Raw genomic sequence first — 24,760 nt, forward strand, 5'->3', positions numbered from 1 at the left:
TCCCGCACGCGGGAGAGGGGTTGGGGTGAGGGTGGATCGGTTGCGGTGATGCTACGTGCTTCGATGCGTGTTGCCCTCACCCCAACCCCTCTCCCGCGCGCGGGGGAGGGGCTTCAGACTGGGCTTCACGCCGATTGTTTACAGCACGCCACGCTTCATCTGGTCGCGCTCGATGCTCTCGAACAGCGCCTGGAAGTTGCCTTCGCCGAAACCTTCGTTGCCCTTGCGCTGGATGATCTCAAAGAAGATCGGGCCGATGCAGTTCTGGGTGAAGATCTGCAGCAGCTTGCGCTGTTTGGTTTCCGGGTCGGCGTCGATCAGGATCTTGTTCTTGCGCAGGCGCGGCACGTCCTCACCGTTGTCCGGGATGCGCAGGTCGACCACGTCGAAGTAGCTGTCCGGCGTGTCCAGGAATTCAATGCCGTGCTCGCGCATCGCTTCGACGGTGTCGTAGATGTTGTCGGTGAAGCAGGCGATGTGCTGGATGCCCTCGCCCTTGTACGCGTCCAGGTACTCGTTGATCTGGCTCTTCGGATCGGACGACTCATTGAGCGGGATGCGCACGATGCCGTCCGGCGCGGTCATCGCCTTGGACACCAGGCCGGTCTTGGCACCCTTGATGTCGAAGTAGCGGATCTCGCGGAAGTTGAACAGACGCTCGTAGTAGTCCGACCACTGCTGCATGTTGCCCAGGTAGAGGTTGTGGGTCAGGTGGTCGATGAAGGTCAGACCGAAGCCCTTCGGATTCTGATCGGCGCCTTCGACCGGCACGTAGTCGGCGTCGTAGATGCTGCCCTTGTCGCCGTAGCGGTCAACCAGATACAGCATGCAGTCGCCGATGCCCTTGATCACAGGGGCCGGCACCGCGCGGGTATCGGCCAGCAGGGTCACTTCCTCGGCACCGTTGCCCAGCGCAGCCGCCAGCACTTCGGCGGCCGGCTTCTGGAAGCGGATGGCGAAGCCGCAGGCACTGGGACCATGCTTGGCGGCGAAGTCGGCGGCGAAGGAGTCCGGCTCCTCGTTCACGAGGAAGTTGACGCCGCCTTGACGGTAGACGGTAATAGCACGCTGCCGGTGGCGAAGTACCGCAGTGAATCCCATGTTCCGGAAGTACGCGTGCAGCTGGGCGGCCTGTCCGGCCGGTGCTGCGAACTCGACGAACTCAAAACCATCAATACCCATCGGGTTTTCGAAGGTGGTGACCTGCATACCCAGGTTGGGTGCGTGGGTTGCAGAGTGGGTTTCGGTGTTCATGGGTTGCCTCCGGGAGCGTGACCGTCGCCCAAGGGGCGGCGACAGGAAAACAGGGAGATCCGCGCAGATTTGCGGATCAGTGTCGAAGGTTATAGTTTCACATGAAACCACCATCAAGGTGCACTGCAGCATGAGTTCTTCCGACTACAGCAAGTCCACCAGCATCCGGGCCTCAAATGTCCTGTTGGATCTGGAGCAATTCCTGCCCTACCGCATCAGCGTCCTGTCCAACCGGGTCAGCGGCAACATCGCCCGGCTCTATGGTGAGCGCTATGGCCTGGCCATTCCCGAATGGCGGGTAATCACCATCCTGGCGCTGTACCCGGGCTCCTCGGCCAGCGAAGTGTCCGAGCGCACGGCAATGGACAAGGTGGCCGTCAGCCGCGCGGTGGCGCGCCTGCTGGAGCGAGGCTTCATCAAACGCGAGACGCACGGGGACGACCGCCGTCGCTCGGTGCTGGCGCTGTCGGCGGCCGGGTTCGAGGTCTACGAGACCATCGCGCCGATGGTCATCGAGATGGACCGCCGCCTGATGTCGGTGCTGACCGAGGAAGAGGAACAGGTGCTGGAGCGCCTGATCACGCGGCTGGCCGAAGCGGGTCTGTCGCGCATGGCGGAAGGCTGACCTCGACAGCAGCGGTGCTTGTCGCGAGAGCCGGCGAGCAGCATCTGTAGAGCGGAGCCAAGCTCCGCCTGGGGCATGGCCGGCGGCGAGCCCGCCGAGCATGACTCGGCACTGCGGCATGCACGTGGCTCAGCTCAGGTGCTTGCGTCGCGCGTAGATCCACGGCGCCGCAAGTGCGGCGATGGCGCCACCGGCAAAGCCCAGTGCGGCGGCAACGGCAGCGGCTTCGATCTGACCGGGCAAGGCCAATGCCGCGATAAGCAGCAGAGCGGCGGGCAGGCCGATGAACGAGGTCAGGAAGAAACGCCAGCGCGGCACCCAGGTGTGCAGCTGCATCAGGCTGGCGCCGCTCCAGGCCTCGCCGGCCCGGTCACGTCCGATTTTGTCCACCAGCTTGACCAGATCCACCTCGACAACGGACTTGCCGCTGCGCAGCCGAGCCAACTCGGCGCCAACTTCGGCAGGCTCTGGCCAGTTCGACGGCCATGGCTCTGGCGCACCCACACCATAGGCGGACAACAGTGGCAGCGTCAGTGACGGCACTGGCAACGCGCGCAACCTGCGCTTGTCGAGCACGCACCAGACGTGCGTCATGCCATCACAATCAGCCAGATACAGCGCAAGTTGTTCTGCCGCCGGATACGGCAATGCGGTGACGCGCGCGGCCAGGGTGTCCGCCCCCATTGCGCGCAGAAAGCCCACCCTCCCGCGCCCGGCATGCGCCCACGCCAACCCAAGCGGCGAGAGCAGCATCACCTCGGCCAGATCGGCATTGCCCGGAACCGAACGATCATCACTGCCCAGATACGCGGCCAACGATTTCGGCTCGGCGACGTCGTGCTTGCCCCAGCGCTGCGAATGCCCCAGCAGGAATTTGAGCGGCACCCGCGCAGCGATGGTTTCACCACGCGCGCTATCCGAGGCAAACGGCACCACCGAGGCGATGAAGGCGCGCAACTCATTGCCCGGCGACGTGCTCCATTCCGTTGGCAGCAACCCGGCCAGCAGGCCGTTGCGTGCCAACTGGTCGACCTGCTCCTTCTGCTCCACCAATCGCGTCACTGCCGCCTGCAACATGATGTTGGGCGGCACTGCAGCCTGCGGCAGGCGCGAGTGCGGCTGCGCGGGCAATGCGTCGTCGGTTGCGGGAGCATCGTCCAGCAACTCATCCACCGTCGGCAGGCTGACGCCGGCAGGGTCGTGCGCGCGAGATTCAGCGGTACTTGAATCGGTACTGGCAGCTGGCTGCATGGAGAGAAACGACCTTGGCCGGATGCAGAAGGATTGAATCGTTAGCGGCCGGGGAGCGCGGAAATAAAGGTTGATGCCGCTGCCTCCCTTTTGACGTGGGCAAAGGGAGGAGGGCGAAGCCGCATACAACAACGGCGCCCCAAGGCGCCGTTGTCTATTCCAGAACTGCCGGCTTACTTCGCCGGTGGTGCCCATTGCTTGAGGAAGGCGAAGAACTTGGCACGGTCGTACCCCTTGCCCTTCTCCAGCTCACCGGTGAACTGCGAGTGCAGCAGCTGGCCCTCGCCATCCAGCACGAACAGATGCGGGTAGCCCTTGATCTCCGGGAAACGGGACAGGAACGCCTTGTTCTCGTTGTCCTCGCTGTAGTTGACCTTCATCCACACATAGTTGGCATCGCGGAAACGGCGGATCTCCGAATCGCCTTCCATGAAGGCATCCAGCAGATGGCACCACGAGCACCACTCGCCACCCACGTCCAGCATGATCCGCTTGCCGCCGCGCTGCGCCTCGACCTTGGCCGTTTCCAGGTCGGCGACCGGGTCGCGGGCCGGATCGAACTGCGCATTGAGCCCGGCCACTGCGGCGATGTCCGCCGCAGTGGGGGTATTGCCTGATGCCACCGGCTGGCTGGTGTCAGCCACCGGCGCCTTCTGTTCGGAGGTATCCAGCGGTTGCACCTTTTCCGGCGCTGGCGCTGGCGGCGGGTTGCAGCCGGCCAGTGCCACGGTGAGCAACAGGGGAATCGCGCCAAACAGAATCTTCATCATTGCTTCCTCACTTCACGCCATGCATGAGCTTCTGCACCAGCGGGGCGATCAGGAACAGCAGCACGCCGCCGCCAATCAGGATCCAGAAGCCCATCGTGTAACCGGAGTGGGCCGACTGTACGGTCATGCCACCGGCGCCGCTGACGTGGCCGGCGAACAGGCCCGCCAGGTTGTTGCCGATGCCGGTGGACAGGAACCAGCCGCCCATCGCGAAGCCAACCAGACGCACCGGCGCCAGCTTGGTCACCATCGACAGACCGATCGGCGACAGGCACAGCTCACCGATGGACTGGATCCAGTACACCGCGAACAGGGTCCAGAACGGGATCTTGTTGGTGCCCGGATCGAGCAGGCTGGACAGGGCGAACATCAGCAGCAGGAATGCCAGGCCATTGAAGATCAGGCCCAGGCCGAACTTGCGCGGGATCGACGGATTGGCCTTGCCCAGGCGCACCCACAGCCACGCCAGGACCGGTGCCAGGGTGATGATGGCCACCGAGTTGACCGACTGGAACCACGCGGTCGGGAAGGTCCAGTCACCGAACTGGCGGTCGACGATGCGGTCGGCCAGGAAGGTGAACGAGCTGCCGGCCTGCTCGAAGAACATCCAGAACAGCACGTTGAAAGTGAAGATGATCAGCATCGCGATCACGCGGTTGCGCGCGACCTTGCCTTCGCGGATGCCTTCGATCAGCAGCATGACGCCCAGGCCGACAAACATCACCGTCAGGATCACCTGCAGCACGTTGGCACCGGCATTGAGCAGGCCGTACATCACCGGGATGGCAACCAGGCAGGCGATGGCGGTCTTGATCACCGGACCACTGCCCTGCTTGTCCGGCAGCGCTGCACCGATGCCCTTGAGGTGGCGACGCTCAAGCTGGAACCACAGCAGGCTCACCAGCATGCCCACGCCCGAGGCGATGAACACCATCTTGTAGGCCGGCATCGCATCGGTGCCGAACACCTTCTGCGCCAGGATCTGGGTGAGGATCGGCGAGATCATCGCACCCATGTTGATGCCCATGTAGAAGATGGTGAAGCCCGAATCGCGGCGCTCATCATCCAGCTTGTACAGCTTGCCTACCATCGTGGAGATGTTCGGCTTGAACAGGCCGTTGCCCACGATGATCGTGGCCAGGCCCAGGTTGAACACCTGCTGGTTGGGAATGGCGATCATGAACAGACCAGCGGCCATGATCACCGCGCCCATCAGGATCGAGCGCTGGTAACCGATGATCCGGTCGGCGGCATAGCCACCAAAAATCGCACCCGCATATACCAGCGCCAGGTAGGCACCGTAGGTGTGGCTGGCCGATTCCTCGCCCGAGGCGTTGCCGCCATAGAACTGCGACACGATGTACAGCACCAGCGCCCAGCGGATGCCGTAGAACGCGAAGCGTTCCCAGAACTCGGTCATGAACAGCATCCACAAGGGACGCGGGTGACCGAGGGTGGTCTTGAACTCCGGCACGGGCGCCGGGGTTGATGCGGAATTCGGCGCGGCAGCGCTCATGCGGGTGTCCCCTGAAAGCAAATAGGCAAATACGAAGAAGTCGGCCGGAACCGGCGCGACGGGCGAGGATCACAGAAGCGTCGGCTTCACGTCAAATCGACACGCAATCGGCCACGCATCCGTCAAATGCGATGCTGCAATGCCGCAAAAGCGGACATTGCATTTCATAACTTACTGAATACGTTTGATTATCAGTATCCCGCTGGTGCTTCTGGATCGGCGCGGATGCTGGTGCGCACCTCGAACAACTCCGGGAAGAAGGTCAGCTCCAGCGCCTGTCGCAGGAAGCCCACGCCGCTGGAGCCACCGGTACCGCGCTTGAAGCCGATCACCCGCATCACGGTGCGCATGTGGCGGAAGCGCCACAGCTGGAACTGGGTTTCCAGGTCCACCATGTCCTCGCACAGCGAGTACTCGCGCCAGTAGCGGTCGGTGTCCTGGTAGATGTTCTCGAACACCTGCCGCAATGCCGGGTCGCTGACGTGCGGCTGGGTCCAGTCGTGGCCTTCATACGTGGCCGGGATGGGGTGGCCGAAGCGCGACAGGTAGGCCAGGAACTCCTCGTACAGGCTCGGTGCCTCCAGCACCTCGCGCAGCTGCGCCTGTCCGGCCGGGTCGTGGGCGAACACGTTGAGCATGTCCGCGTTCTTGTTGCCCAGCAGGAACTCGATGTAGCGGTACTGCAGCGACTGGAAGCCGGACGACGGCCCCAGCACATCGCGGAAACCCATGTACTCGGAGGGGGTGAGGGTTTCCAGCACCGCCCATTGTTCGGTCAGCAGGCGCAGCACCTGCTTGCTGCGCGCCAACACCTTGCGGCATTGCCAGACTTCATCGCGCTGCAGGTGGGCCTTGGCCGCACGCAGCTCGTGGGCCAGCAGCTTCAGCCACAGCTCCGAGGTCTGGTGCTGGATGATGAACAACATCTCATCGTGGTGCGGCGGGTTGGACAACGGCTGCTGCGCGGACAGCAGCTGGTCCAGGCGCAGATAGCCGCCGTAGGTGAGTCGGCCCTGCAGGTCGGTGTGGATACCTGCTTCGAGCTCACGCTGGTTTTTTTCTACGGTCATCGGCCTTGCCATCTGCGCGGGGCGCAAAGCGTAACGCAGGCCGATGCCGGCACGGGAACCGGATATGCACAGCAAAGCCATGCTCCGCCGGGGGTTTTACCGGGAAGGCCCCCTTGCCGAGCCTGGCTCGGCAGCCTGCACTCGGCGCCCAGCCCCCGCTGCGGTTGCGCAAGGGAGGGAGCAAAAGCTGAAACCTCCGGTCTGCAGACTTCCCCTGCCACCGCCCAGGAACCCGATCCAAGCCCCCCAGCACACCCCCGCCTCCGCGCAAACAGAATCAGAACACTTGCATCGGCGACCGGCGCGACAATGCACCGGCCGCGCCCAATCTGACTGAATACGTTGTGTTTGCTCAGCCGGCACGTGGCCCATGGAACCAAGCCGACGTTTGCGCGGTCATTCGTGCTGCGGCGCAGGACGGCTTTTTCGGACTGAGTCCTTACCATGTGCAATTCCTATCATTTGAAACCATCTGTTCAAGGTGTTGATGCAATGACGGTTTCCGCCCAGTTCCAAATTGAATACCTGCAGTACCTGGATGCCGACGGCAACCTGGTACGCAATGACCTCCCCGAGTCGCTGCGCGACCCGCGCACACTGCTGCCGATGTTCCGGCAGATGCTTGCCACCCGGGTGTTCGACACCAAGGCCGTGGCACTGCAGCGCACCGGCAAGCTCGGCACCTTCGCCTCCTGCCTGGGCCACGAAGCGGCCCACGTCGGCATCGGCGCGTCGATGAAGAGCGGTGACGTGTTCGCTCCCAGCTACCGCGAGTACGGTGCCATGTTCATGCGTGGCGTGCGCCCGCGTGACGTGCTGATGTACTGGGGTGGCGATGAGCGCGGCAGCGACTACGACCGCGACAGCGATGCCGTGCGTGACTTCCCGATCTGCGTGCCGATCTCGACCCAGTGCCTGCATGCGGCCGGCTCGGCGCTGTCGTTCAAGCTGCGCGGCATGCCGCAGGTGGCCGTGACCGTCTGCGGTGACGGCGGCAGCTCCAAGACCGATTTCTACGCGGCGCTCAACTCCGCCGGTGCCTACAAGCTCCCGCTGATCCTGTGCATCGTCAACAACGGCTGGGCCATCTCGGTGCCACGTTCGGCCCAGACCGGCGCTGAAACCCTGGCCCAGAAGGGCCTGGCCGGCGGCCTGTTCTGCCTGCAGGTGGACGGCAACGACCTGATCGCCGTGCTCGCCGCGATGGAACAGGCGCGTACCCGCGCGCTGTCCGGCGAAGGTGGCACGGTACTGGAGTTCCTGACCTACCGCCTGTCCGACCACACCACTGCCGACGACGCGCGCCGCTACCGCGACGATGCCGAAGTGAAGGCAGCCTGGTTGAACGAGCCGTTGATCCGTTTGCGCAAGTACCTCACCGCCGCCGGCGTGTGGAGCGAGGAAGAAGAGAAGAACTGGATCACCGAGTGCGGCACCCGCGTGGACGAGGAGGTCAACGCCTACCTCAACTGCCCGGTGCAGCCGGTCGAAGCGATGTTCGATTTCCTCTACGCCGATCCGCCGCCGGACCTGCTGGCCCAGCGTGCTGCAGCCATCGCCCTGGAGCAGCGCCATGGATGACATCAAGCGCGCCGTTTCCGGCACTTCGGTCAGCCATGACCACGGCACCGCCCACAGCGCGGCGAGCAACAGCGGAGAACCCACCATGACCGCCACTCCCATCACCCTTATCGAAGCCGTCACCCAGGCGCTGGCATGGGAAATGGAACACGATCCCTCGGTGCTGGTGCTGGGCGAGGACGTGGGCGTCAACGGCGGCGTGTTCCGTGCCACCGCCGGCCTGCAGCAGCAGTTCGGTTCGCAGCGCGTGCTCGACACCCCGCTGGATGAAACCACCATCGCCGGCCTCACCGTCGGCCTGGCCGCACAGGGCATGAAGCCGATTGCCGAAGCCCAGTTCGACGGCTTCGTCTATCCGATGGTCGACCACATCATCTGCCACGCCGCACGCCTGCGTAACCGTACCCGTGGCCGCCTGCATTGCCCGATGGTGCTGCGCGTGCCGTGGGGTGGTGGCATCCGTGCGCCGGAGCACCACAGCGAAGCCAACGAAGCCATCTTCACCAACGTGCCGGGCCTGCGCGTGGTGTTGCCGTCCAGCCCGCAGCGCGCCTACGGCCTGTTGCTGGCCGCGATCCGCGAACCGGATCCGGTGATCTACATGGAGCCCAAGCGCATCTATCGCCAGTACAAGGAAGTGGTCGCCAACGACGGCGAAGCACTGCCGCTGGACGTGTGCTTCGTGCTGCGTGATGGCACCGACGTGACCCTGGTGACCTGGGGCGCGCAGGTGAAGGAAGCACTGGAAGCGGCCGACAAGCTGGCCGGCGAAGGCATCAGTGCCGAAGTCATCGACGTGGCCACGCTGCGTCCGCTCGACTTCGCCACCATCGCCGAGTCGGTGGCCAAGACAGGCCGATGCGTGATCGTGCAGGAAGCGCCCAAGACCGCCGGTTTCGGTGCCGAGATCGCCGCCCGCCTGGCCGAGGAATCGATGTACGACCTGTTGGCCCCGGTCGAGCGCGTCACCGGCTACGACACCCACATCCCGCTGTTCCGCCTGGAAATGAAGTACCTGCCGAGCGTTGAGCGGATCGTGGCTGCGGCCAAACGTGCGGTAGCGGCGGGCTGACATGCTGGCACGCCTGCATGGCAGCCACCGCAGCCAATATCCAAATCCACTGAAGTTCCACGCCGGGCAGATCGTTGAGCTCGGCGTGCGCGATGAAGAATGGCCTGCCTTCGCCTGGGTGAAAACCGACGAAGGCAGCGCCGGCTGGGCGCCCGTGGCATGGCTGCAACCATTGGATGATGGTCGCGCCGAAGCCTTGCGCGATTACAGTGCACGGGAACTGGATGTGGACCGCGGCGAACAGGTACGGCTGCATCACGAACATGGCGGCTGGTGGTGGTCCGAACGCGCCGATGGCGCGCAGGGCTGGGTACCGGCACGCGAACTTGAATTGCTGGAAGAGAACTGCACATGAGCCAGACCAAAAGCTTCAACCTGCCCGACCTGGGCGAAGGCCTGCCGGACGCCACCATCGTGGAATGGTTCGTCAAGGAAGGCGATGTGATCAAGCTGGACGAGCCACTGGTGTCGATGGAGACCGCCAAGGCCGTGGTGGAAGTACCCTCGCCGTTCTCCGGCAAGGTGCTGAAGCTGGCTGGCGCACCGGGTGACATCGTGGTGACCGGCCACATGCTGGCGCATTTCGAGATCGACCCGAACCTGCCGCAGCGTGCCGAAGGCCAGGACACCGGCCATCATCACGGCGCCCCGGCACCGGCCGCTGCGGCACCTGCACCTGCCGCAACGCAGGCACCGGCTGCTGCGGCCGAACGTGCCGACGAAGGCACCGTAGTCGGCGCGATGGTCAGCTCCAATGCCGTGCACACCGAACAGGCCGTCGCCGTCGGTGGCGTCAAGGCGATGCCGGCAGTGCGTGCGATGGCCCGCAAGCTCGGCGTCGACCTGAGCCGCGTGCGCGCCACCGGCGCCGACGGCGCGGTAACGATGAATGATGTGAAGCAGGCCGCCGAAGCCGGTACCGCAAAGGTCGGCACTGCACCGGCAGCAGCACCGCAGGCCGCACAGGCAGCTGTCGCTCCGGCACCGGCCGCACGTACCGAAGCCGCCCGCACCCCGCTTTCCGCCGCCGGCAAGCCGATGCGCACCGCACCTCCGGGCGTGGTCGCCAAGGGCCAGCCGGAACCGCTCAAGGGCGTGCGCCGCAACATGGCGCGGGTGATGGCCGATGCGCACAGCAAGGTCGTGCCGACCACGCTGACCGATGACGCCGACATCCATGCCTGGGCACCGGGCAATGACATGACCTCGCGCCTGGTGCGTGCCATCGTCGTCGCCTGCCAGACCGTGCCGGCCATGAACGCCTGGTTCGACGGTGAAAACCTCACCCGCACCCTGCACGCGCAGGTCGATATCGGCATCGCCGTGGATACCGACGACGGCCTGTTCGTCCCGGCCCTGCGCAATGCCGACATGCTCGACGCACGTGGCGTACGCGAAGGCATCAATCGTCTGCGCCAGCAGGTCGAGGACCGCTCCATCGCTTCCTCCGAGTTGAGCGGTTACACCATCTCGCTGTCCAACTTCGGCATGTTCGCCGGCCGCTACGCCACGCCGGTCGTGGTACCGCCATGTGTGGCGATCGTCGCCGCCGGTCGTGCCCGCTTCCAGCTCACCCCGGTGATGGGTGGTGTGGAAACGCACAAGGTCATCCCGCTGTCGGTCACCTTCGATCATCGCGCCTGCACCGGTGGCGAAGCCGCCCGCTTCCTGCGCGCGCTGATCGACGATCTGGCACTGATGCATTGATCCCGGTGTTCTGAAGCAACAGCAAAGCCCGCAGCAATGCGGGCTTTTTTTTATGTCGACTGGATCACTTTCAGGAGCATCGGTACGCACGGTTCATCGTGATTGAACAATTCCGCTGTCATGCTTGCGCGCTTCACAACACAACACACAGGAAGTACGCATGGGGATGGTGACAGGGATGGTGGTCGGCGCGGTTATCGGCCTGGGTGCGTTGAATGTGATGGCGTTGATGGCCAAGAACAGCGGCCGACCGTTCGACCAGACCACGCTGACCAGCGATGAGGATGTGCTGGGCAAGGTCGCCGCGTGGGCACAGAGCAACGGCTATTTCCTGGACGACACATCCGGCCAGACGCAGCGGTATCGCAAGGGCAAGGGGTTCCTGACGTCACCGATGTTCCTGGAAGTAAGCCGTGACGGCAATCGCTACACCTTCCGCAGTTACACCCGCATCAACGGCCTGATCATCAAGGGTGACATGGCACTGAGCGGTGGCAACTTCGTTGCCAGCGTGCCGCGCTCGATGGCCCGCAAGGCACAGAACGTGCTGTTCGCCGAACTGCAGGCCCCTCCCATCGGCTGATAGGCCGCCCGCGGACGCGACCGGGCGTTCCAGCTTCGGCAGCACCCTCCTGTCACGGCCATTTGCAACGGCCGGCGTTACCATGCGCCGGCCGGCAATGGACATGAGTGGGTGACGCCGATGGACGCTTGGATCTGTACGCGATGTGGTGAACGCAACGGCGCCGAAGCGCGTCAGTGCTGGCGTTGCAGTACACATGCCGATGGCTCGCCCGCCGTCCCCGAGGCAGGCCAACAGCCGCACAGCGGCCCTTCACCCCGGCAGATGGAATGCCTGCGTTGTCCCGGCGCGACGATGGCGTTCATCGGTCGCCGCCGGTTCCATGAGGGCGCCCCGACAATGCCGTTCCTGCCCGGCGACCTCGGCGAGCTGTTCGTGCATCGCGAAGAATTCGATCTGTACACCTGCCCTTCGTGCGGCAAGGTCGAGTTGTTCCTGTCCGCCGCACCGTACTGACGCGCCCGCCATGCGCAACCCACGCTGGCTCATCCTGCTGTTCGTGGTCGTCTATGCCTTCATGCTGTTCGGCGGTGCGGCATTGAAACCGGGCTATTCGGCGATGTCGCAGTACATCAGCGAGCTGGGCGCGACCGATAGCGCCCATGCCGTCCTGATCAGCATGGGTGGCTTCATACCGGTGGGAGCGCTGGCCGCGCTGTTGCTGGGTGCGATGGCCGCACACGTGCCAGTGTCCGGCGCCAGCCGTGTCGGTTACTGGTTGCTGATGTGCGAGCCCTTGGCGTGGATAGGCTCAGCCCTGGCCCCCTGTGATCTGGGCTGCCCGCTGGAGGGTAGCCTGTCGCAGGCAGTGCACAATCTACTGGGCGTATTCACTTACCTGGGCACCACACTTGGCTTGGTGCTGCTGGCTGCCACGCCACACATCAAACTCCCCACCCGCCTGTTCTGGATCGCATTGGCAACTATCTGGTTGCTGCTGTTCGTGCTGATGGGCACACCGCCACTGCATGACTGGCGCGGGTTGCTGCAACGCTTGTCCGAATGGCTGGTATATGGCGCATTGTGCGTGGCTGCATGGCGGCTGGCGTCTCCTGCAGGCGCCCCCCGCAGGGAATAGACTTCAGCTCCCCGCTTCCGGAGCAGCGCCATGAGCCACCGCAGCCGTTTGGCCGGTTTCATCATCGATTGCCAGGACACCGACAGCGACCGTGCCGCCTCATTCTGGAGCGCGGCATTGGGGCTGGCCGCCGAGCCGGGCTACACCGAGGACGACGGCGCGCAGTATGCCGAACTGATCGGCGCACCCGGCGGTCTGCATGTCGAAGTACAACGCGTCAGCCATGCGTCGCGCGTGCACCTGGATATCGAAGCTGATGACATCGATGCCGAGGCCAATCGACTCGAAGCACTGGGCGCCAAGCGCATCGGCTTCATCAAACGCTGGTGGGTGATGGAAGCGCCCACCGGGCATCGCTTCTGCATCGTGCGGATGAAGCATCCCGAGCGTGGCCCTGCACCCACCAACTGGGAGTAAGCCTGCGAGCGAGCGGATAATGCTCGGCATCTCTTGCCAGTTGGAGCTGCAACGATGCCCTCCCTTTCCCTCACCGACGCGCGCGTACTGGTTGCCGGTGGCAGCCGTGGCATCGGCCTGGCAATTGCCCACGCCTTTGCAGAAGCCGGCGCCCACCTCGGCATCTGCGCTCGCGATCCGCATGTATTGCAGCAGGCCGGCATCACGCTGAAGGACGCCGGCGCCGGCGCCGTGCACACGCAGCCCTGCGACCTTGCCGACCCCGTGCAGATCCAGCATTGGGTAGATACGGCCGCCAGCGCGCTCGGAGGTATCGACATCGTCATCAACAACGCGTCCGGATACGGCAATGGCAACGACGATGCCAGTTGGCAGGCCGGTTTCGATATCGACCTGATGGCGGCGGTGCGCACCAATCGGGCCGCGTTGCCACACCTGCGCAACAGCGCGATGCCGGCCATCCTCAACATCAGTTCGATCAATGCCCTGGTACCGACACCGCGCGCAGCTGCCTATTCGGCCACCAAGGCTGCGCTGAACTACTACACGACTTCGCTGGCTACCGAACTGGCGCACGAACGCATCCGCGTCAACGCCATCGCGCCGGGTTCCATCGAATTTCCCGGCGGCCTGTGGGACCGGCGTCGCAGCGAGGAACCGGCGCTGTATGCGCAGATCCGCGCCAGAATTCCATTTGGCGGCTTCGGCGAGGCTGAGGATGTAGCGCGCGCGGCCGTGTTCCTATGCTCGCCGGCGGCGCGCTGGATCACCGGGCAGGTGCTGGCCGTGGATGGCGGGCAGTCGCTGCCCAGCTGATGCCAGTGGGAGCGGCATCAGCGGCGAAGCTGGCAAGGCTCACAGGCAGGCGCGATCATGCATCGCCGGACTGCAGGCAACACCGGCGCGCGAACCTCGGCGGCCTCGCGGCCGATGCCGCTGTTACACCAGCTGCGCTGATCCAACGACCTGCACACCCGATGGCGGATTCAACGCCGCTTCGACCAGTGCATCGGCAATGTGTGCTGCCGGATTGATCCGCCATGCGCGCGGCAGCAGCGGTGCCAACGCCCCCAGCACCCAGCTGGCCAAGCGCTCGCCGGCGCGCGGTTCGGCCCGCTCGCCGCCTATCAGGCCCGGCCGCACGAAGGTCAGTGAGGTGAAACCCAGTCCACGCAGGTCGCGCTCCAGCTCCCCCTTCACCTGGTTGTAGAAGAACCGGGAGCGCGCGTTGGCGCCCATCGCCGAGTTCAGGACGAACACGTCGCACCCTCGGGCCTTCACCACCCGCGCGATCGCCAGTGGATAGCCGTGATCCACCTGACGGAATGCCGCCTTCGAACCGGCCTGCTTCATTGTCGAGCCCAGCGCGCAGATGGCCGCATCCACCTGCCAGTCCTCGGCTCCCGCTGGCAGCGTCGCAAAGTCCATTACTGGATTCAGCAGTTTGGGGGCAGCCTGCCCAAGCGCACGCCGGGTCGGGGCAATGATCGCGCTGCAGCGCGGATCGGCCAACAACCGCTGCAATACCAGTGTCCCGACCAATCCGGTAGACCCGGCCAGCAGTACCCGCATGCCCCCTCCTGTGTTCTATTTCAGTTCAAGCCGGCCCTCACCATGCCGATAATGGAGCCTTGATACCAGCCCCGGAACGCGCATCCGCGCGCCCGCCTCTCCGCCCGGACCTTCGCGCAATGGCCGACAGCCCCGACATTCCACCTTCTGGCCATACCGGACTGGGACGCATCCTGTCCCGCCGCGCGGCGCCGCAGGTAGTGGCGGAAGCAGCGGCACCGGCACCCGCAGGCAATGGCGGCATGGCCATGCTGCAACGCCTGTTCATCGGCAGCAACGCGCCGGAGCCGCTGCTGCATGCCTTCGCCCAGGGCATGTGCACCCTGCCCGGTGAACTGGGCGACATGGGCCAGCGTCTGCACAGCGCGCATGTGGACCAGGACTGGGACCGCTATGGCCGCTTGCTGCGGCAGTTGATCGACAAATACATCCGCACCATCGAACTGGCCCCGCCCGGCGCTGGCAATGGCGAGGCCGAACGCCTGCGCGACATGCTCGGGCATACGCTCGGTGCGGTCCTTGCCCCTCTCATGCAGCACTCACCCGAACTGGAGCAACAGGCCCAGCGCATGGGCCAGGAGCTGCGCGGCTGGCGTAGCGGTCAAGCGCTGGAGCCGGTCGCACAGCACCTGCGCGAACTGTGTCACCAGGTCGGCGTACGCAGCGACGGCATGCAGGAACAGCACGACCTGCTGTTGAGCCTGTTCGACATGCTGCTTGAGAACATCACCGAACTGCTCGACGGCGAGAGCTGGCTGCAGGGTCAGATACGCAATGTGCGGCAACTGCTGACCGGCACACTGGACACCGGCTCGCTGGAGCAGACCCGCAACGACCTGCGCGAAGTGATCTACCGGCAGGGGCTGTTGCGGCAGGGCATCACCGAGTCCAAGCAGGCGATGAAGGAGTTGATGGTCAGCTTCCTCGACCAGGTCGACGGCATGGCCACCGAAACCGGCGAGTACCATGACCGCGTCGCCAGCTACGCCATCGCCGTGCGCCAGGCGCGCAGCATTGCCGACCTCAACCAGCTGCTGCAGGACGTGCTGCAGGACACCGTGCGGGTACAGGCACAGGCCGCGCGCGCGCGCGACCACCTGGCCAACGCCCGCGCCGAGGCCAGGGCCGCCGAACAGCGCGTGCAGCAACTGGAACGCGAACTGGAAGACGCCGGCAGCCAGCTGCGTACCGATGTACTGACCGGTGCGCTGAACCGGCGCGGGCTGGAAGAGTTGTTGACGAAGGAATTGAACAAGAGCGATGCATCACTGAGCGTTTGCATGCTGGATCTGGATCATTTCAGCCAGACCAACAACAGCCACGGGCACGCGGCTGGCGATCAGGCACTTCGCCATCTTGTTGCGGTAATACAGCAGCGCCTGCGTGGCCGCGACCATATTGCGCGCCTGGGCGGCGATGAGTTCGTGGTGGTGCTGCCGGGCATGAGCGCGGTGGCCGCTCTGGAATCGATGCAGCAATTGCAGCTGGCGCTGGCACAGCGGCCATTCCTGTTCGGCGATGAGCGGGTGCAGGTACGTTTCAGCGGCGGCGTAGCCCAGGCCCGTGCAGGCGAACCCATCGATACCCTGCTGCATCGCGCCGACCAGGCGCTGTATGCAGCCAAGCGCATCGGCCGCAACCGGGTATTGCCGGCCGACTGAGACGGCCGGCTCGCGGCTGTGATATTCCCCGCACTGGTGCGAATCACCTATGCATGGACATTCCCGTGACCGCCGCTGATGCCACTACCGGACTGCAACAACGCTTTGCGGGCTTGCTGGCCCAGCATCAGGGCATCGTGCTCAAGGTGTCCCGCGCCTGGACCCGGGATATCGACGATCGCCAGGACCTGATCCAGGAGATCAGCGTGCAGGCGTGGCGCGCCTTTCCGGCGTTCATGCCGGAGAAGGCGGCATTCAGCACCTGGCTGTACCGCGTGGCGTTGAACGTAGCCATTTCCCAGCAGCGCGGTCGGCGCCTGCGGCAGCGTCATCACGCCGATGTCGAGCCCGACCATCTCGAACAGCTGGCGAGCCCCGCCGAGACCGTCGAGGATGCCGCGCAGCTGGCCCAGCTGCATGCGCTGATCCACTCGCTGCCGTCGATGGATCGTGCGCTGTTGCTGCTGCACCTGGACGACTACAGCCATCAACAGATCGGCGATGTACTCGGCATCAGTGCCAGCAATGCCGCCACCCGCCTGCACCGGCTGCGCCAGCAGCTGCGGCAACAGGCCAACCCCACCCCGAACGCTAGAGGCTGATGCGATGGAACTGGAACAACTCAAGCTCGCCTGGGCGCAACAGGCACAGCGTATCGACCAACTGGAAATTGTCGCCCTGCAGGCGTGGCGTGAACCACGCCAGCGTGCCATCCGTCGGCGCTTGCGCTGGTTCAGCGGCTTGCAGCTGGTATGGCTGCTGGTGTGGATCGTCGTCACCGTGTTGGCGGCCGGCTTCTGGATCGAACACCGGCAAGTGCCGCAGCTGCTGCTGACCGGCCTGGCCTTCCACGTCTACGGCATTGTCGCGATCTGGGTGTCGATCACCCGCGCGATGCTGGCCATGCGCGTGGACACGGCCAACGTGCCGTTGCTCAGACAGCTGACGCGGCTGGCGCAGCTGCGGCGCTTCACTGCACTCACCGAGCTGGCATTGGGCCTACCCTGGTTCTGCCTGTGGCTGCTGGCGGTGCAGTGGCTGTGCGTGCAGTGGCTGGGAGTGGATCTCTACGCAATGGCGCCGCGCTGGTTCCTCGGCACGTTGGGCTTCGGTGTGGCGGCGATGATGGGCAGCATCGCGTTTGCGCGTTGGGTGATGAAGCGCCTGCCTGAAACGCACGGGTTGCAGCGCCTGCTGGATGGCCTGTCCGGTTGCTCGCTGGCCCGCGCGCAGCAGCAGTTGCGGGAGCTGGAGCAGGGCGCGCCATGAACAAATTCCAGCGTGCAGGAGGGGCCTGGGCCGCTCCTGCAACTTCGTTACGACGTCGACGCGCGCTTCCAGACTTCACGCTCCACCCGGCGCTCGCCTTCCCAGCGTTCCAGCGTCCACACATCGCCTTCCAGCGTGTAACGGAATTCATAGCTGCCGCCGTTTTCCAACGGGTAGGACGCCATCAGCGGCGTTTCCACGTAGCGGTCACCTTCGGCGCGATAGGTGCCCGAGCCACCAGCCCAGAACCTGCCGTCGCTGGTGGTGGTGAAGGCAAAGCGGCCGTCGGCCAGCAGCTTGGTCCCGGCCAGTTTCTGGCTGGCGTACGCGACTGGCTCGCCTTCCTTGTTGATGAACTCCCCGGACTGCAATTGCCAGGCGCCCTGCAGCGACGATGCATCGCCCGCTTGGGCGCAGAACGCGGCGGCAGCCAATACAAACACCCCCAGACACGCACGCATCGACATCGGCGACTCCCCTGTGATGAACAGCCGGCATTGTGCGCGGTGCCTGCGCTTGCGTGCCAACACCGGTACATCGGCAACCGTTGGCTCAGGCAGGCCGTTGCGGGGGCGGTATCATTGCCGCCACCCCAGAAACGGCAGCAGCAACGTGCAGACCATCCTGACCCCGGTATCGATTGGCGAACTGATCGACAAGATCACGATCCTCGAAATCAAGGCCGAGCGCATCACCGATGCGGCCAAACTGGCCAACGTACGCACCGAGCTGGACGGGCTGTGGCCGCTTTGGCTGGAACAGCAGGCCGCGCGACCGACGCTGGGTGCGCTCAAGGATCAGCTCAAGGCGATCAACGAGCGCATGTGGGACATCCAGGACCGGCTGCGTGACAAGGAAGCGGCACAGGACTTCGGTGCGGATTTCATCACCCTGGCGCGTGGCGTGTACGGCACCAACGGTGAACGCGTGGTGGTGAAGAACGACATCAACCGCGTAGCGGGTTCGGCGCTGGTGGAAGAGAAGCAGTATCAGGGAGAGTGAAGGCTGCTTCTGATTCCTTCTCCCGCCGGGAGAAGGTGGCCCGAAGGGCCGGATGAGGGAGACGTTGCGGGTTATCCATCAAGGCGCGTGGTGACGCGTTCGTCTTCACGGCCTCTGAAATCTGATTGAGGCGCCCCTCACCCCAACCCCTCTCCCGCTTGCGGGAGAGGGGCTTCAATCAAGGCTTCAAGCAGGGCTTCAAACTGCTTCAGAACGCGATCTGCGCCCACAGGCCGGCTTCGTGGCTTTCCAGCTTCTTCTTCGCCGTTTCCTGCTCCACGCGCTTGCCTACCATGGCCAGGCGCAGGTGCTTGTTCGGTTTCCATTCCACGCCCACCTGCTGATAGCGCTCACGGGTGCGTGGGTCGATGTCCAGGCTCATGCGGGTTTCATCGACGCGGGCGAATACCGCGTACTGCGGGGTGAACTGGTAGCTGCTCCAGGCCGACCAGCCGCGCTGGTCGTCGCTGCCCGGCTTGGTGATGCGGGTCCAGTCCTGGGCGCTGAAGTACTGCCCGCCCACGCGCGCGCGCTCACCCACCCAGCTGGCCATCGTATTCCAGCGCTGCGCGGTGTGCTCATGCGGCAGGTCACCTGAATCCTGTGCGCGGGTGCCGCGATAGCCGCCCATCGCCAGTTCCACGCCCTTGGCCGGGGTCCAGCCCACACGCGCTTCCACATCGGCACGGTTGCCCAGCCGCGGCTTCTGGAAGCCACCACCGGTCACCACCGAGGCGGCGTAGACGAAATCGCCGCGGCTGTACTGGCCATGCACGCCGTAGTCAGCGGGCGTGCCCAGTTTGGTGCGGGCGATCAGGCCGGCATCCACGTAGCGGAAACCTTCGCGCGCCGACTCCTGTGCGATCCACGGCGTCGGCGCATTACCCAGCCGCAACCAGCTGCCCTTGCCGAAGCTGCGCTGCAGGTAGGCATGGCGCAGCCACAGGTCGCTGACGTCGCTGTTGCGCAGCCACTGCACATCGGTGGTCACCTGCGCCGTCCAGCGTTCGTTGAAGCGATGATCCACGGTGATGAAGGTGCGCTTGAGGTCCATCGCCAGGCCTTCGTCGGCGGTTTCCACGCCGTCGCGATCCAGTTGGCTGGCATTGACGAAAATCTGTGCCGACACCTTGGTGGCCGGTGCGCCGTCTTCGGCGTGGACCAGCGTCGGCAGGCAGGCCATGGCCAGTGCGGCGGCCAGCGTGCCATGGGAAACAAACTGCATCACTACTCTCCTGAAGCCAGCGCTTTGCTGGCGTTATGCGATCAGTAACGGGCGTCCTTGGGCTTCTTGTCGCGGGGCCAGTCATTGGCCTTGCCCGCGAAATCGGGACGTGGCTTCTTGATGAAGTACTCGGCCACGTCCACCGCATCCTGGTCGCTCATCACGCCCTGCCCGTACGGCGGCTCGCGTTTCACGCCCAGCGGCATGTTGTGTTTGACAAACCCGGCAGCCTTGTACAGACGGGCCATGCCGGCACCGATGTTGAACGAGGCATCCCCCCATAGCGGCGGGAAGATGTATTCATTGAACTGATCTTTCATGCCCTCGCCGTTGTCGCCGTGGCAGCTGGCGCACTGGGCGGCGTAGATCACCTCCCCCCGGGCCATGTCTGGCTGCAACGAGGTATCGATCGGCCCTTCGGTCTTGCCCGACACCTTGGCGCCCTGCGGCACGCCGGTGCCCAGCCAGCGCATGTAGGCGAGCATGGCCTGCATTTCCTGCGACTCCACCGGCAACTTGGCACCGTTCATCGAACGCACGAAACAGCCGTTGATGCGCTCGGGCAGGTCGATCTCCTTGCCGGGGCGCGGCATGTAACGCGGGTAGGTGCTGCCGGTGTTGATGTAGTGGTTGCGCAGCGCGACCCGGCCTTGTGCCATATGGCAGGAGTTGCAGTTCAAGCCGTTGCCGACGTTGTCCGGCAGCAGCCGCGCGGTGTCGCTGAGCAGGCGCCGGCCCAGCATCACCGATTCGGCATTGGCCAGTGCGGCAATCTCCTCGGCACTGGGCGCGAGGTAGTGGCCGATCACCGTGCCCTGCTTGTCGAGGATGTCCATCGGCACCGGCGCGGGGGCGTCCAGGTTGGGATGCATGTGCGCATACCAGGCTGCCGCGCCGGCACTGACGGCCAATGCCATAACGGCGGCTGCAATCATCAGTTTGATCTTCATTGCGCAGCCTCCTCCGGCAGGTAATGCACGGGTTTGTCGGCCACCACGCGGCGCATGCGCGCGATGTCGTCGGCGCTGACCGCACTGGCGCGGTTTCCCCAGCCGTTGCGGATGAAGGTCATGATCTGCGCCAGCTCGCCATTGGACACATGCGCGAAGCCGGGCATGGTGAAGGCCATGCGGTCGTGCGGCGTATGCGGTGTGGCACCGCCGGCCAGCGTCACCTGGATCAGCGAGCTGGGGTCGTCGGCGAACACGATGGAATTGCCCGCCAGCGCCGGGTAGATGCGTGGTGCGCCCTTGCCATCGGCGCGGTGGCAGGCCTGGCAATGTTCCGAATAAGCCAGCGCACCGGGCACGCGGTAATCACCGTTGCGCAGCGCCTCGGTGGTGAGGTCCTGCTTGGGCAGCCATTGCTGCGCATGGCCTTCGCGGGGCGGAAGTTGCTTGAGGTAATGCGCCATCGCCTGCAGGTCTTCGGCCGTCATGTGCTGCGTGCTGTGCTCCACGACGTCGGCCATGCCGCCGAATGCAGCGGAACGGTCGGTGCGGCCGGTGCGCAGGAACTGCACGATCTCGTCTTCCTTCCATGACGCCAGACCGGTGCCTTCGTCACGCAGATTTTTTGCATACCAGCCTTCCAGCACCGAGCCGGACAGGAAGTGGCGGCTGTCGTCATCGCCCAGCGCCTTTTCCTGGAACGCCAGACCACGCGGGGTATGACAAGCGCCGCAATGGGCGAAGCCTTCCACCAGATAGGCGCCGCGCTGTGCGCTGGCATCCAGCGCGGGATCAGGCGTATGCGTGCGCGGCCGCGCGAACATCAACTGCCAGTACGACAACGGCCAACGCATGCTCGCCGGCCACGGAATGGTGGATGCGGCGTTGTCCTGTGCAACCGGCTGCACCGACGACATGAAGTAGGCGTAAAGCGCCTTGATCTCGTCATCGGAGCTGATCATGTAAGACACATACGGCATGGCCGGGTACAGCGGTTGGCCATCGGCGCGAATACCGCGCCGCACCGCACGCTCGAAATCGGCATAGCTGTAGCTGCCGATGCCCTGCGCACGATCCGGGGTGATGTTGGTCGAATAGATCGTGCCCATCGGCGTCTGCATGCCCAGGCCACCTGCATAGGGCTTGCCACCCGGCGCGGTGTGGCAGGCGGCGCAATCGGCGACGCGCGACAGGTACTCGCCGCGCTGGATCAACTGCGGATCATTGATATCCACGGTGGCGCGCTGCGGCGGTGCGAACCACAGCGGCGTCGAACGCGCGATGCCATACGCAGCGGCCGCGCCAACCACCATCACCAGCAGGAATTTCGAGAACTTTCTCATTGCATCTTTTCATTTGAAGCTGGCTCATTGTCGAAGGGCCTGCCAAGTGCCGCCCTGATCCAGATCAATAGACATGCGATTGCCAACGTCTTGGCACGGCGCCAAATCTTCACGGATGCAATGTATTGGCGAGCGGATTCCGACAAAGGCTTCGCTGCCACGCAACCCGGCATGGCCGCCCGTCAAGCGCAGTCACGCGCCCACAAAAAAGGCCAGGCAATGCCTGGCCTCGTGCTTTCGGGTAGTTGCGTGCTTCAGCCGGCGGCGGTGGCGCTGCAGAGCGGATGGCGGGCTTGCATTACGACGGTCTTCATCGAAAGGCACTGCGGGCAAACCCGTTCCAGCACTTTGATTACCGGCGCATACACCGCCTTGCACTTGTTGCACTGGACCCTTCCAGTCGTGTTGGCTTCCATGAGCCTCCCTCTTCTTTCCATACGAACTTATGGGATATGAGGGCCATCCCACCGGAATTCAATCCGTGCAGCTGAACGCGCCGGTCATTGCAGCATGCCCATCACGTACAGCAGCACCAGCAATCCGATCACACCCGCCAGCACCGCGAAGAAGATTTTCCACGCGCTGTAGGGCCGTTCGCCGGCAATTTCCCCGGTATAGCCGTTGCCCAGCACCTGGAAGCTGCGCGAGCCGTAGGTGTAGCTGACCAGCCATACCGGTACCAGGATGTGCTTGAAGGTGCGGTTGCGGTAGTCCGCGTATACCTGCAGGTTGCGATACGTGTCGCCGGGCACCTGCTCGGCACACAGCGCGCGCGTCTGCGACTGCATCTGTGCTTCGCCCTGCTGTGCGGCCTGGCGCAGGTCCACCTGGTAACGCTCCACCGTCCAGCCACGCACGAACTCGGGCGAGTACGGCTTGAGATCGCTGCTGGTGGGAAAGTTACCAATCTTCTGCAGCAGTTCCGGGTGCACGCCCACCGTACCGGGCACCAGCTCGTCATCGAAGAAGTGCTGCAGCGAACCGGATGCTGGTTCCCAGCGCGTGCGCTGCTCCTGCCGGGTCTGCGTGTTTCCCTGTGAATCGCGGTAACTCACGGTGACGTAGTAGTGATACCCGGCCTCGGCGGTCCAGCGCGCGGCAACGTTCGCATCGAACGTCCAGTACGGCAGGTACATGCCCTTGAGCGTATCGGTCAGCGCGGCGGTCTTGAGCCGGTTCGGCGCGAACCAGCGGTTGCCGTACCAGCGGCGGATCGCATCGCGCACCTGGCCATCACTGACGCGGAACGGCAGCAGGCTCTGCGGGGTGATCGCATCGCCCAGTGATTCATGCGCGATGATCGAAGGTGAACCACAGAACTCACAGCGGTCGGCCACCTTGCCATCCACGAACACCGAGATGGCGTGGCAACTCTGGCACTGCACCTCACGCGGCTGCGCACCGTAACCGCGCTGCGCCTGCGGGGTGGCCGCCATGCTCTGCAGCATGCCCAGCACACCGCCCTGCCTGGCATCTTCCGGCGGCAGCGGCGGGGGCTGTGTTTCCTGTGCCTGCAGGCGCGCCAGTGCTTCGAGCAGGTCCTGCTCGACCACGCCGGCACTGCCATCGCCCACGCCCTCGGCCGCCTCCGACAGCGGCACGATGGTGCCGCAGTACGGGCAGGCCAACGCCTGCTTGGCCGCATTCCATTGCAGATCCCCGCCACATTCCGGGCAGGGATGCTTGCCCACCGTCACTTTACCCATCAGCCGCGCAGGAACTCTTCAAGTGCGGAGCGGGCAATGCGGGTGGCGTTGCCGATCTTGCGGGCTTTCAGGTCGCCAGCGCTGATTGCGGCCATCACGTCTTCCACCGACACCGACAACGCCTGCGCCGCCTGTTCCGGGGTGAGCACATCGAGTGTGGCAGCGGCATCACCGGCAGCCGGCAAGGGCGGCGGGCCGGCCGGCGCGACGCCTGCCGCCGGAGCACCGGCCTGCATGCTGCGCATCATTTCCTGGGCCATGCCAAAACCCATCGCCATCTGTGCCGGCACCGCAGCGGCAGCGGCACCTTCGCCACCCTCGCCCATGCCGTGACCCATCTGGTATTTGACGTAGTCGTTGAGATTGCCGATAGCGGTCATGCTGGAACGCTTGTCGATGGCCTGCTCCACTTCCGGCGGCACCGACACGTTTTCCAGGATGAAACTGGTGATCTCGATGCCGTACTTGCCGGTCATGGCCGGATTGATGATCGGCAGCAGCGCTTCGCCCAGTTCCGAGTAGCGCGTGGCGACATCCAGCGCCGGCACACCGGCCTTGGCCAGTGCCTCGGTGAACACGCTGACGATGCGCGAACGCATGGTGTCGGCGAATTCATCCAGACGGAAATTCTGGTCGGTGCCCGCGACTTCCTTGAGGAACTTCGGCGGATCGACAATGCGGAAATCGTAGGTGCCGAACGCACGCAGGCGCACCACGCCGAAATCGGCATCGCGCATCATCACCGGGTTCGACGTACCCCACTTGTTGCCGGTGAACAGGCGCGTGTTGAGGTAGTAAACGTCGCACTTGAACGGCGACTCGAAGCCGTACTTCCAGCCCAGGATCGTCGACAGCACCGGGATGTTCTGGGTACTGAGGGTGTGCTTGCCGGGGCCGAACAGGTCGGCGTACTGCCCGGCGGCCACGAACTGCACCATCTGCGATTCACGCACGATCAACTGCGCGCCGTTCTTGATCTGGCGGTCGTCGTCCGGCCAACGGTAGGACAGCGTGTCACGCGAGTCATCGGTCCATTCGATGATCTCGATCAGTTCCTTCTTGATGAAGCCCAGAATGCTCATGGCGGTTCCCCGGAGGACAGAACGCC

26 protein-coding genes are annotated in these 24,760 nt (G+C 64.6%); 14 read left to right on the forward strand and 12 right to left on the reverse strand.

The window, feature by feature from the left end; genetic code table 11:
- Positions 1–138 precede the first annotated feature (138 nt).
- Complete coding sequence (hppD, locus tag ABB26_RS12500; RefSeq protein WP_152982671.1) at positions 139–1,209, reverse strand: 4-hydroxyphenylpyruvate dioxygenase; 1,071 nt, start codon at positions 1,207–1,209, stop codon at positions 139–141.
- Positions 1,210–1,384: 175 nt separating this feature from the next.
- On the opposite strand from hppD, the gene ABB26_RS12505 reads away from it, so the two are divergent.
- Entirely contained in the window at positions 1,385–1,879 is a 495-nt protein-coding gene (locus ABB26_RS12505; protein WP_057634639.1) for a MarR family winged helix-turn-helix transcriptional regulator, read from the forward strand.
- 129 nt (positions 1,880–2,008) lie between these two features.
- Here ABB26_RS12505 and ABB26_RS12510 read toward each other — a convergent pair whose 3' ends face one another.
- From ABB26_RS12510 to ABB26_RS12525, 4 genes are all read right to left on the reverse strand, one after another.
- A complete protein-coding gene (locus ABB26_RS12510; protein ID WP_057634641.1) occupies positions 2,009–3,130 on the reverse strand; it encodes a hypothetical protein in 1,122 nt (373 codons plus the stop codon).
- A gap of 173 nt (positions 3,131–3,303) precedes the next feature.
- Positions 3,304–3,900 carry a thioredoxin family protein gene (locus ABB26_RS12515; protein ID WP_152982668.1) on the reverse strand — a complete coding sequence of 199 codons (597 nt, stop codon included), beginning with the start codon at positions 3,898–3,900 and terminating at the stop codon, positions 3,304–3,306.
- A gap of 7 nt (positions 3,901–3,907) precedes the next feature.
- The gene (locus tag ABB26_RS12520) at positions 3,908–5,416 is read right to left on the reverse strand and encodes a peptide MFS transporter (protein ID WP_057634643.1); all 1,509 of its coding nucleotides are present in this window, start codon (positions 5,414–5,416) and stop codon (positions 3,908–3,910) included.
- Positions 5,417–5,607: 191 nt separating this feature from the next.
- Entirely contained in the window at positions 5,608–6,486 is an 879-nt protein-coding gene (locus tag ABB26_RS12525; RefSeq protein ID WP_057634718.1) for a tryptophan 2,3-dioxygenase, read from the reverse strand.
- 492 nt (positions 6,487–6,978) lie between these two features.
- Here ABB26_RS12525 and pdhA point away from each other — a divergent pair, with 492 nt between their 5' ends.
- From pdhA to ABB26_RS12570, 9 genes are all read left to right on the forward strand, one after another.
- Positions 6,979–8,067 (forward strand): pyruvate dehydrogenase (acetyl-transferring) E1 component subunit alpha, encoded by a 1,089-nt coding sequence (pdhA, locus tag ABB26_RS12530; RefSeq protein WP_057634644.1) that lies wholly within the window; start codon positions 6,979–6,981, stop codon positions 8,065–8,067.
- Complete coding sequence (locus tag ABB26_RS12535) at positions 8,060–9,139, forward strand: alpha-ketoacid dehydrogenase subunit beta (protein ID WP_057634646.1); 1,080 nt, start codon at positions 8,060–8,062, stop codon at positions 9,137–9,139. The genes pdhA and ABB26_RS12535 overlap by 8 nt, the downstream gene beginning before the upstream one ends.
- 1 nt (position 9,140) lies before the next feature.
- Positions 9,141–9,494 carry an SH3 domain-containing protein gene (locus ABB26_RS12540; protein WP_057634651.1) on the forward strand — a complete coding sequence of 118 codons (354 nt, stop codon included), beginning with the start codon at positions 9,141–9,143 and terminating at the stop codon, positions 9,492–9,494.
- Positions 9,491–10,846, forward strand: coding sequence for a dihydrolipoamide acetyltransferase family protein (locus tag ABB26_RS12545; RefSeq protein ID WP_057634653.1), 1,356 nt, complete (start codon positions 9,491–9,493; stop codon positions 10,844–10,846). Before ABB26_RS12540 ends, ABB26_RS12545 begins: the two co-directional genes overlap by 4 nt.
- Before the next feature lie 160 nt (positions 10,847–11,006).
- A complete protein-coding gene (locus ABB26_RS12550; RefSeq protein WP_152982669.1) occupies positions 11,007–11,429 on the forward strand; it encodes a hypothetical protein in 423 nt (140 codons plus the stop codon).
- A 120-nt stretch (positions 11,430–11,549) separates the two neighbouring features.
- The gene (locus ABB26_RS19305) at positions 11,550–11,885 is read left to right on the forward strand and encodes a hypothetical protein (protein WP_057634660.1); all 336 of its coding nucleotides are present in this window, start codon (positions 11,550–11,552) and stop codon (positions 11,883–11,885) included.
- Between the two features lie 10 nt (positions 11,886–11,895).
- Positions 11,896–12,507, forward strand: a complete 612-nt coding sequence (locus ABB26_RS12560; RefSeq protein ID WP_057634662.1) for a DUF998 domain-containing protein — start codon at positions 11,896–11,898, stop codon at positions 12,505–12,507.
- 30 nt (positions 12,508–12,537) lie between these two features.
- On the forward strand, positions 12,538–12,924 hold the full coding sequence (locus ABB26_RS12565; protein ID WP_057634664.1) for a VOC family protein: 387 nt from the start codon (positions 12,538–12,540) through the stop codon (positions 12,922–12,924).
- 54 nt (positions 12,925–12,978) lie between these two features.
- Positions 12,979–13,740 carry an SDR family NAD(P)-dependent oxidoreductase gene (locus ABB26_RS12570; protein WP_057634665.1) on the forward strand — a complete coding sequence of 254 codons (762 nt, stop codon included), beginning with the start codon at positions 12,979–12,981 and terminating at the stop codon, positions 13,738–13,740.
- Between the two features lie 123 nt (positions 13,741–13,863).
- Here the strand turns inward: ABB26_RS12570 and ABB26_RS12575 are convergent, their stop codons facing one another.
- Positions 13,864–14,496: a Rossmann-fold NAD(P)-binding domain-containing protein gene (locus ABB26_RS12575; RefSeq protein WP_057634667.1), complete on the reverse strand. Its 633-nt coding sequence runs from the start codon at positions 14,494–14,496 to the stop codon at positions 13,864–13,866.
- A 119-nt stretch (positions 14,497–14,615) separates the two neighbouring features.
- Between ABB26_RS12575 and ABB26_RS12580 the strand changes: the two genes are divergently transcribed.
- The 3 genes from ABB26_RS12580 to ABB26_RS12590 are packed head-to-tail and all read left to right on the forward strand — an operon-like array spanning position 14,616 to position 17,426.
- Positions 14,616–16,157, forward strand: coding sequence for a GGDEF domain-containing protein (locus tag ABB26_RS12580; protein WP_057634669.1), 1,542 nt, complete (start codon positions 14,616–14,618; stop codon positions 16,155–16,157).
- A 53-nt stretch (positions 16,158–16,210) separates the two neighbouring features.
- Positions 16,211–16,759 (forward strand): RNA polymerase sigma factor, encoded by a 549-nt coding sequence (locus tag ABB26_RS12585; RefSeq protein WP_057634671.1) that lies wholly within the window; start codon positions 16,211–16,213, stop codon positions 16,757–16,759.
- A gap of 4 nt (positions 16,760–16,763) precedes the next feature.
- A complete protein-coding gene (locus ABB26_RS12590) occupies positions 16,764–17,426 on the forward strand; it encodes a hypothetical protein (RefSeq protein ID WP_057634672.1) in 663 nt (220 codons plus the stop codon).
- Between the two features lie 47 nt (positions 17,427–17,473).
- Here the strand turns inward: ABB26_RS12590 and ABB26_RS12595 are convergent, their stop codons facing one another.
- Positions 17,474–17,893: a hypothetical protein gene (locus ABB26_RS12595; protein WP_057634674.1), complete on the reverse strand. Its 420-nt coding sequence runs from the start codon at positions 17,891–17,893 to the stop codon at positions 17,474–17,476.
- Between the two features lie 145 nt (positions 17,894–18,038).
- Between ABB26_RS12595 and ABB26_RS12600 the strand changes: the two genes are divergently transcribed.
- Positions 18,039–18,428, forward strand: a complete 390-nt coding sequence (locus ABB26_RS12600; RefSeq protein ID WP_057634676.1) for a DUF6165 family protein — start codon at positions 18,039–18,041, stop codon at positions 18,426–18,428.
- A gap of 208 nt (positions 18,429–18,636) precedes the next feature.
- Here ABB26_RS12600 and ABB26_RS12605 read toward each other — a convergent pair whose 3' ends face one another.
- The 5 genes from ABB26_RS12605 to ABB26_RS12630 form a co-directional block, all read right to left on the reverse strand.
- Complete coding sequence (locus tag ABB26_RS12605) at positions 18,637–19,653, reverse strand: OprO/OprP family phosphate-selective porin (RefSeq protein WP_245626214.1); 1,017 nt, start codon at positions 19,651–19,653, stop codon at positions 18,637–18,639.
- Positions 19,654–19,694: 41 nt separating this feature from the next.
- A complete protein-coding gene (locus tag ABB26_RS12610) occupies positions 19,695–20,603 on the reverse strand; it encodes a c-type cytochrome (RefSeq protein WP_057634679.1) in 909 nt (302 codons plus the stop codon).
- The gene (locus ABB26_RS12615) at positions 20,600–21,946 is read right to left on the reverse strand and encodes a c-type cytochrome (RefSeq protein ID WP_057634681.1); all 1,347 of its coding nucleotides are present in this window, start codon (positions 21,944–21,946) and stop codon (positions 20,600–20,602) included. The genes ABB26_RS12610 and ABB26_RS12615 overlap by 4 nt, the downstream gene beginning before the upstream one ends.
- 500 nt (positions 21,947–22,446) lie before the next feature.
- On the reverse strand, positions 22,447–23,652 hold the full coding sequence (locus tag ABB26_RS12625; RefSeq protein WP_057634685.1) for a TFIIB-type zinc ribbon-containing protein: 1,206 nt from the start codon (positions 23,650–23,652) through the stop codon (positions 22,447–22,449).
- A complete protein-coding gene (locus tag ABB26_RS12630; RefSeq protein WP_057634687.1) occupies positions 23,652–24,734 on the reverse strand; it encodes an SPFH and helix-turn-helix domain-containing protein in 1,083 nt (360 codons plus the stop codon). Before ABB26_RS12630 ends, ABB26_RS12625 begins: the two co-directional genes overlap by 1 nt.
- Positions 24,735–24,760 lie beyond the last annotated feature (26 nt).

The organism is Stenotrophomonas humi (assembly GCF_001431415.1).
Lineage (GTDB): Bacteria > Pseudomonadota > Gammaproteobacteria > Xanthomonadales > Xanthomonadaceae > Stenotrophomonas > Stenotrophomonas humi.

Excerpts from the sequence above, each read along its gene's own strand:
- hppD (WP_152982671.1), bottom strand. The coding sequence starts at position 1,209 with ATGCAGGTCACCACCTTCGAAAACCCGATGGGTATTGATGGTTTTGAG.
- ABB26_RS12505 (WP_057634639.1), top strand. The coding sequence starts at position 1,385 with ATGAGTTCTTCCGACTACAGCAAGTCCACCAGCATCCGGGCCTCAAAT.
- ABB26_RS12510 (WP_057634641.1), bottom strand. The coding sequence starts at position 3,130 with ATGCAGCCAGCTGCCAGTACCGATTCAAGTACCGCTGAATCTCGCGCG.
- ABB26_RS12515 (WP_152982668.1), bottom strand. The coding sequence starts at position 3,900 with ATGATGAAGATTCTGTTTGGCGCGATTCCCCTGTTGCTCACCGTGGCA.
- ABB26_RS12520 (WP_057634643.1), bottom strand. The coding sequence starts at position 5,416 with ATGAGCGCTGCCGCGCCGAATTCCGCATCAACCCCGGCGCCCGTGCCG.
- ABB26_RS12525 (WP_057634718.1), bottom strand. The coding sequence starts at position 6,486 with ATGACCGTAGAAAAAAACCAGCGTGAGCTCGAAGCAGGTATCCACACC.
- pdhA (WP_057634644.1), top strand. The coding sequence starts at position 6,979 with ATGACGGTTTCCGCCCAGTTCCAAATTGAATACCTGCAGTACCTGGAT.
- ABB26_RS12535 (WP_057634646.1), top strand. The coding sequence starts at position 8,060 with ATGGATGACATCAAGCGCGCCGTTTCCGGCACTTCGGTCAGCCATGAC.
- ABB26_RS12540 (WP_057634651.1), top strand. The coding sequence starts at position 9,141 with ATGCTGGCACGCCTGCATGGCAGCCACCGCAGCCAATATCCAAATCCA.
- ABB26_RS12545 (WP_057634653.1), top strand. The coding sequence starts at position 9,491 with ATGAGCCAGACCAAAAGCTTCAACCTGCCCGACCTGGGCGAAGGCCTG.
- ABB26_RS12550 (WP_152982669.1), top strand. The coding sequence starts at position 11,007 with ATGGGGATGGTGACAGGGATGGTGGTCGGCGCGGTTATCGGCCTGGGT.
- ABB26_RS19305 (WP_057634660.1), top strand. The coding sequence starts at position 11,550 with ATGGACGCTTGGATCTGTACGCGATGTGGTGAACGCAACGGCGCCGAA.
- ABB26_RS12560 (WP_057634662.1), top strand. The coding sequence starts at position 11,896 with ATGCGCAACCCACGCTGGCTCATCCTGCTGTTCGTGGTCGTCTATGCC.
- ABB26_RS12565 (WP_057634664.1), top strand. The coding sequence starts at position 12,538 with ATGAGCCACCGCAGCCGTTTGGCCGGTTTCATCATCGATTGCCAGGAC.
- ABB26_RS12570 (WP_057634665.1), top strand. The coding sequence starts at position 12,979 with ATGCCCTCCCTTTCCCTCACCGACGCGCGCGTACTGGTTGCCGGTGGC.
- ABB26_RS12575 (WP_057634667.1), bottom strand. The coding sequence starts at position 14,496 with ATGCGGGTACTGCTGGCCGGGTCTACCGGATTGGTCGGGACACTGGTA.
- ABB26_RS12580 (WP_057634669.1), top strand. The coding sequence starts at position 14,616 with ATGGCCGACAGCCCCGACATTCCACCTTCTGGCCATACCGGACTGGGA.
- ABB26_RS12585 (WP_057634671.1), top strand. The coding sequence starts at position 16,211 with ATGGACATTCCCGTGACCGCCGCTGATGCCACTACCGGACTGCAACAA.
- ABB26_RS12590 (WP_057634672.1), top strand. The coding sequence starts at position 16,764 with ATGGAACTGGAACAACTCAAGCTCGCCTGGGCGCAACAGGCACAGCGT.
- ABB26_RS12595 (WP_057634674.1), bottom strand. The coding sequence starts at position 17,893 with ATGTCGATGCGTGCGTGTCTGGGGGTGTTTGTATTGGCTGCCGCCGCG.
- ABB26_RS12605 (WP_245626214.1), bottom strand. The coding sequence starts at position 19,653 with ATGCAGTTTGTTTCCCATGGCACGCTGGCCGCCGCACTGGCCATGGCC.
- ABB26_RS12610 (WP_057634679.1), bottom strand. The coding sequence starts at position 20,603 with ATGAAGATCAAACTGATGATTGCAGCCGCCGTTATGGCATTGGCCGTC.
- ABB26_RS12615 (WP_057634681.1), bottom strand. The coding sequence starts at position 21,946 with ATGAGAAAGTTCTCGAAATTCCTGCTGGTGATGGTGGTTGGCGCGGCC.
- ABB26_RS12625 (WP_057634685.1), bottom strand. The coding sequence starts at position 23,652 with ATGGGTAAAGTGACGGTGGGCAAGCATCCCTGCCCGGAATGTGGCGGG.
- ABB26_RS12630 (WP_057634687.1), bottom strand. The coding sequence starts at position 24,734 with ATGAGCATTCTGGGCTTCATCAAGAAGGAACTGATCGAGATCATCGAA.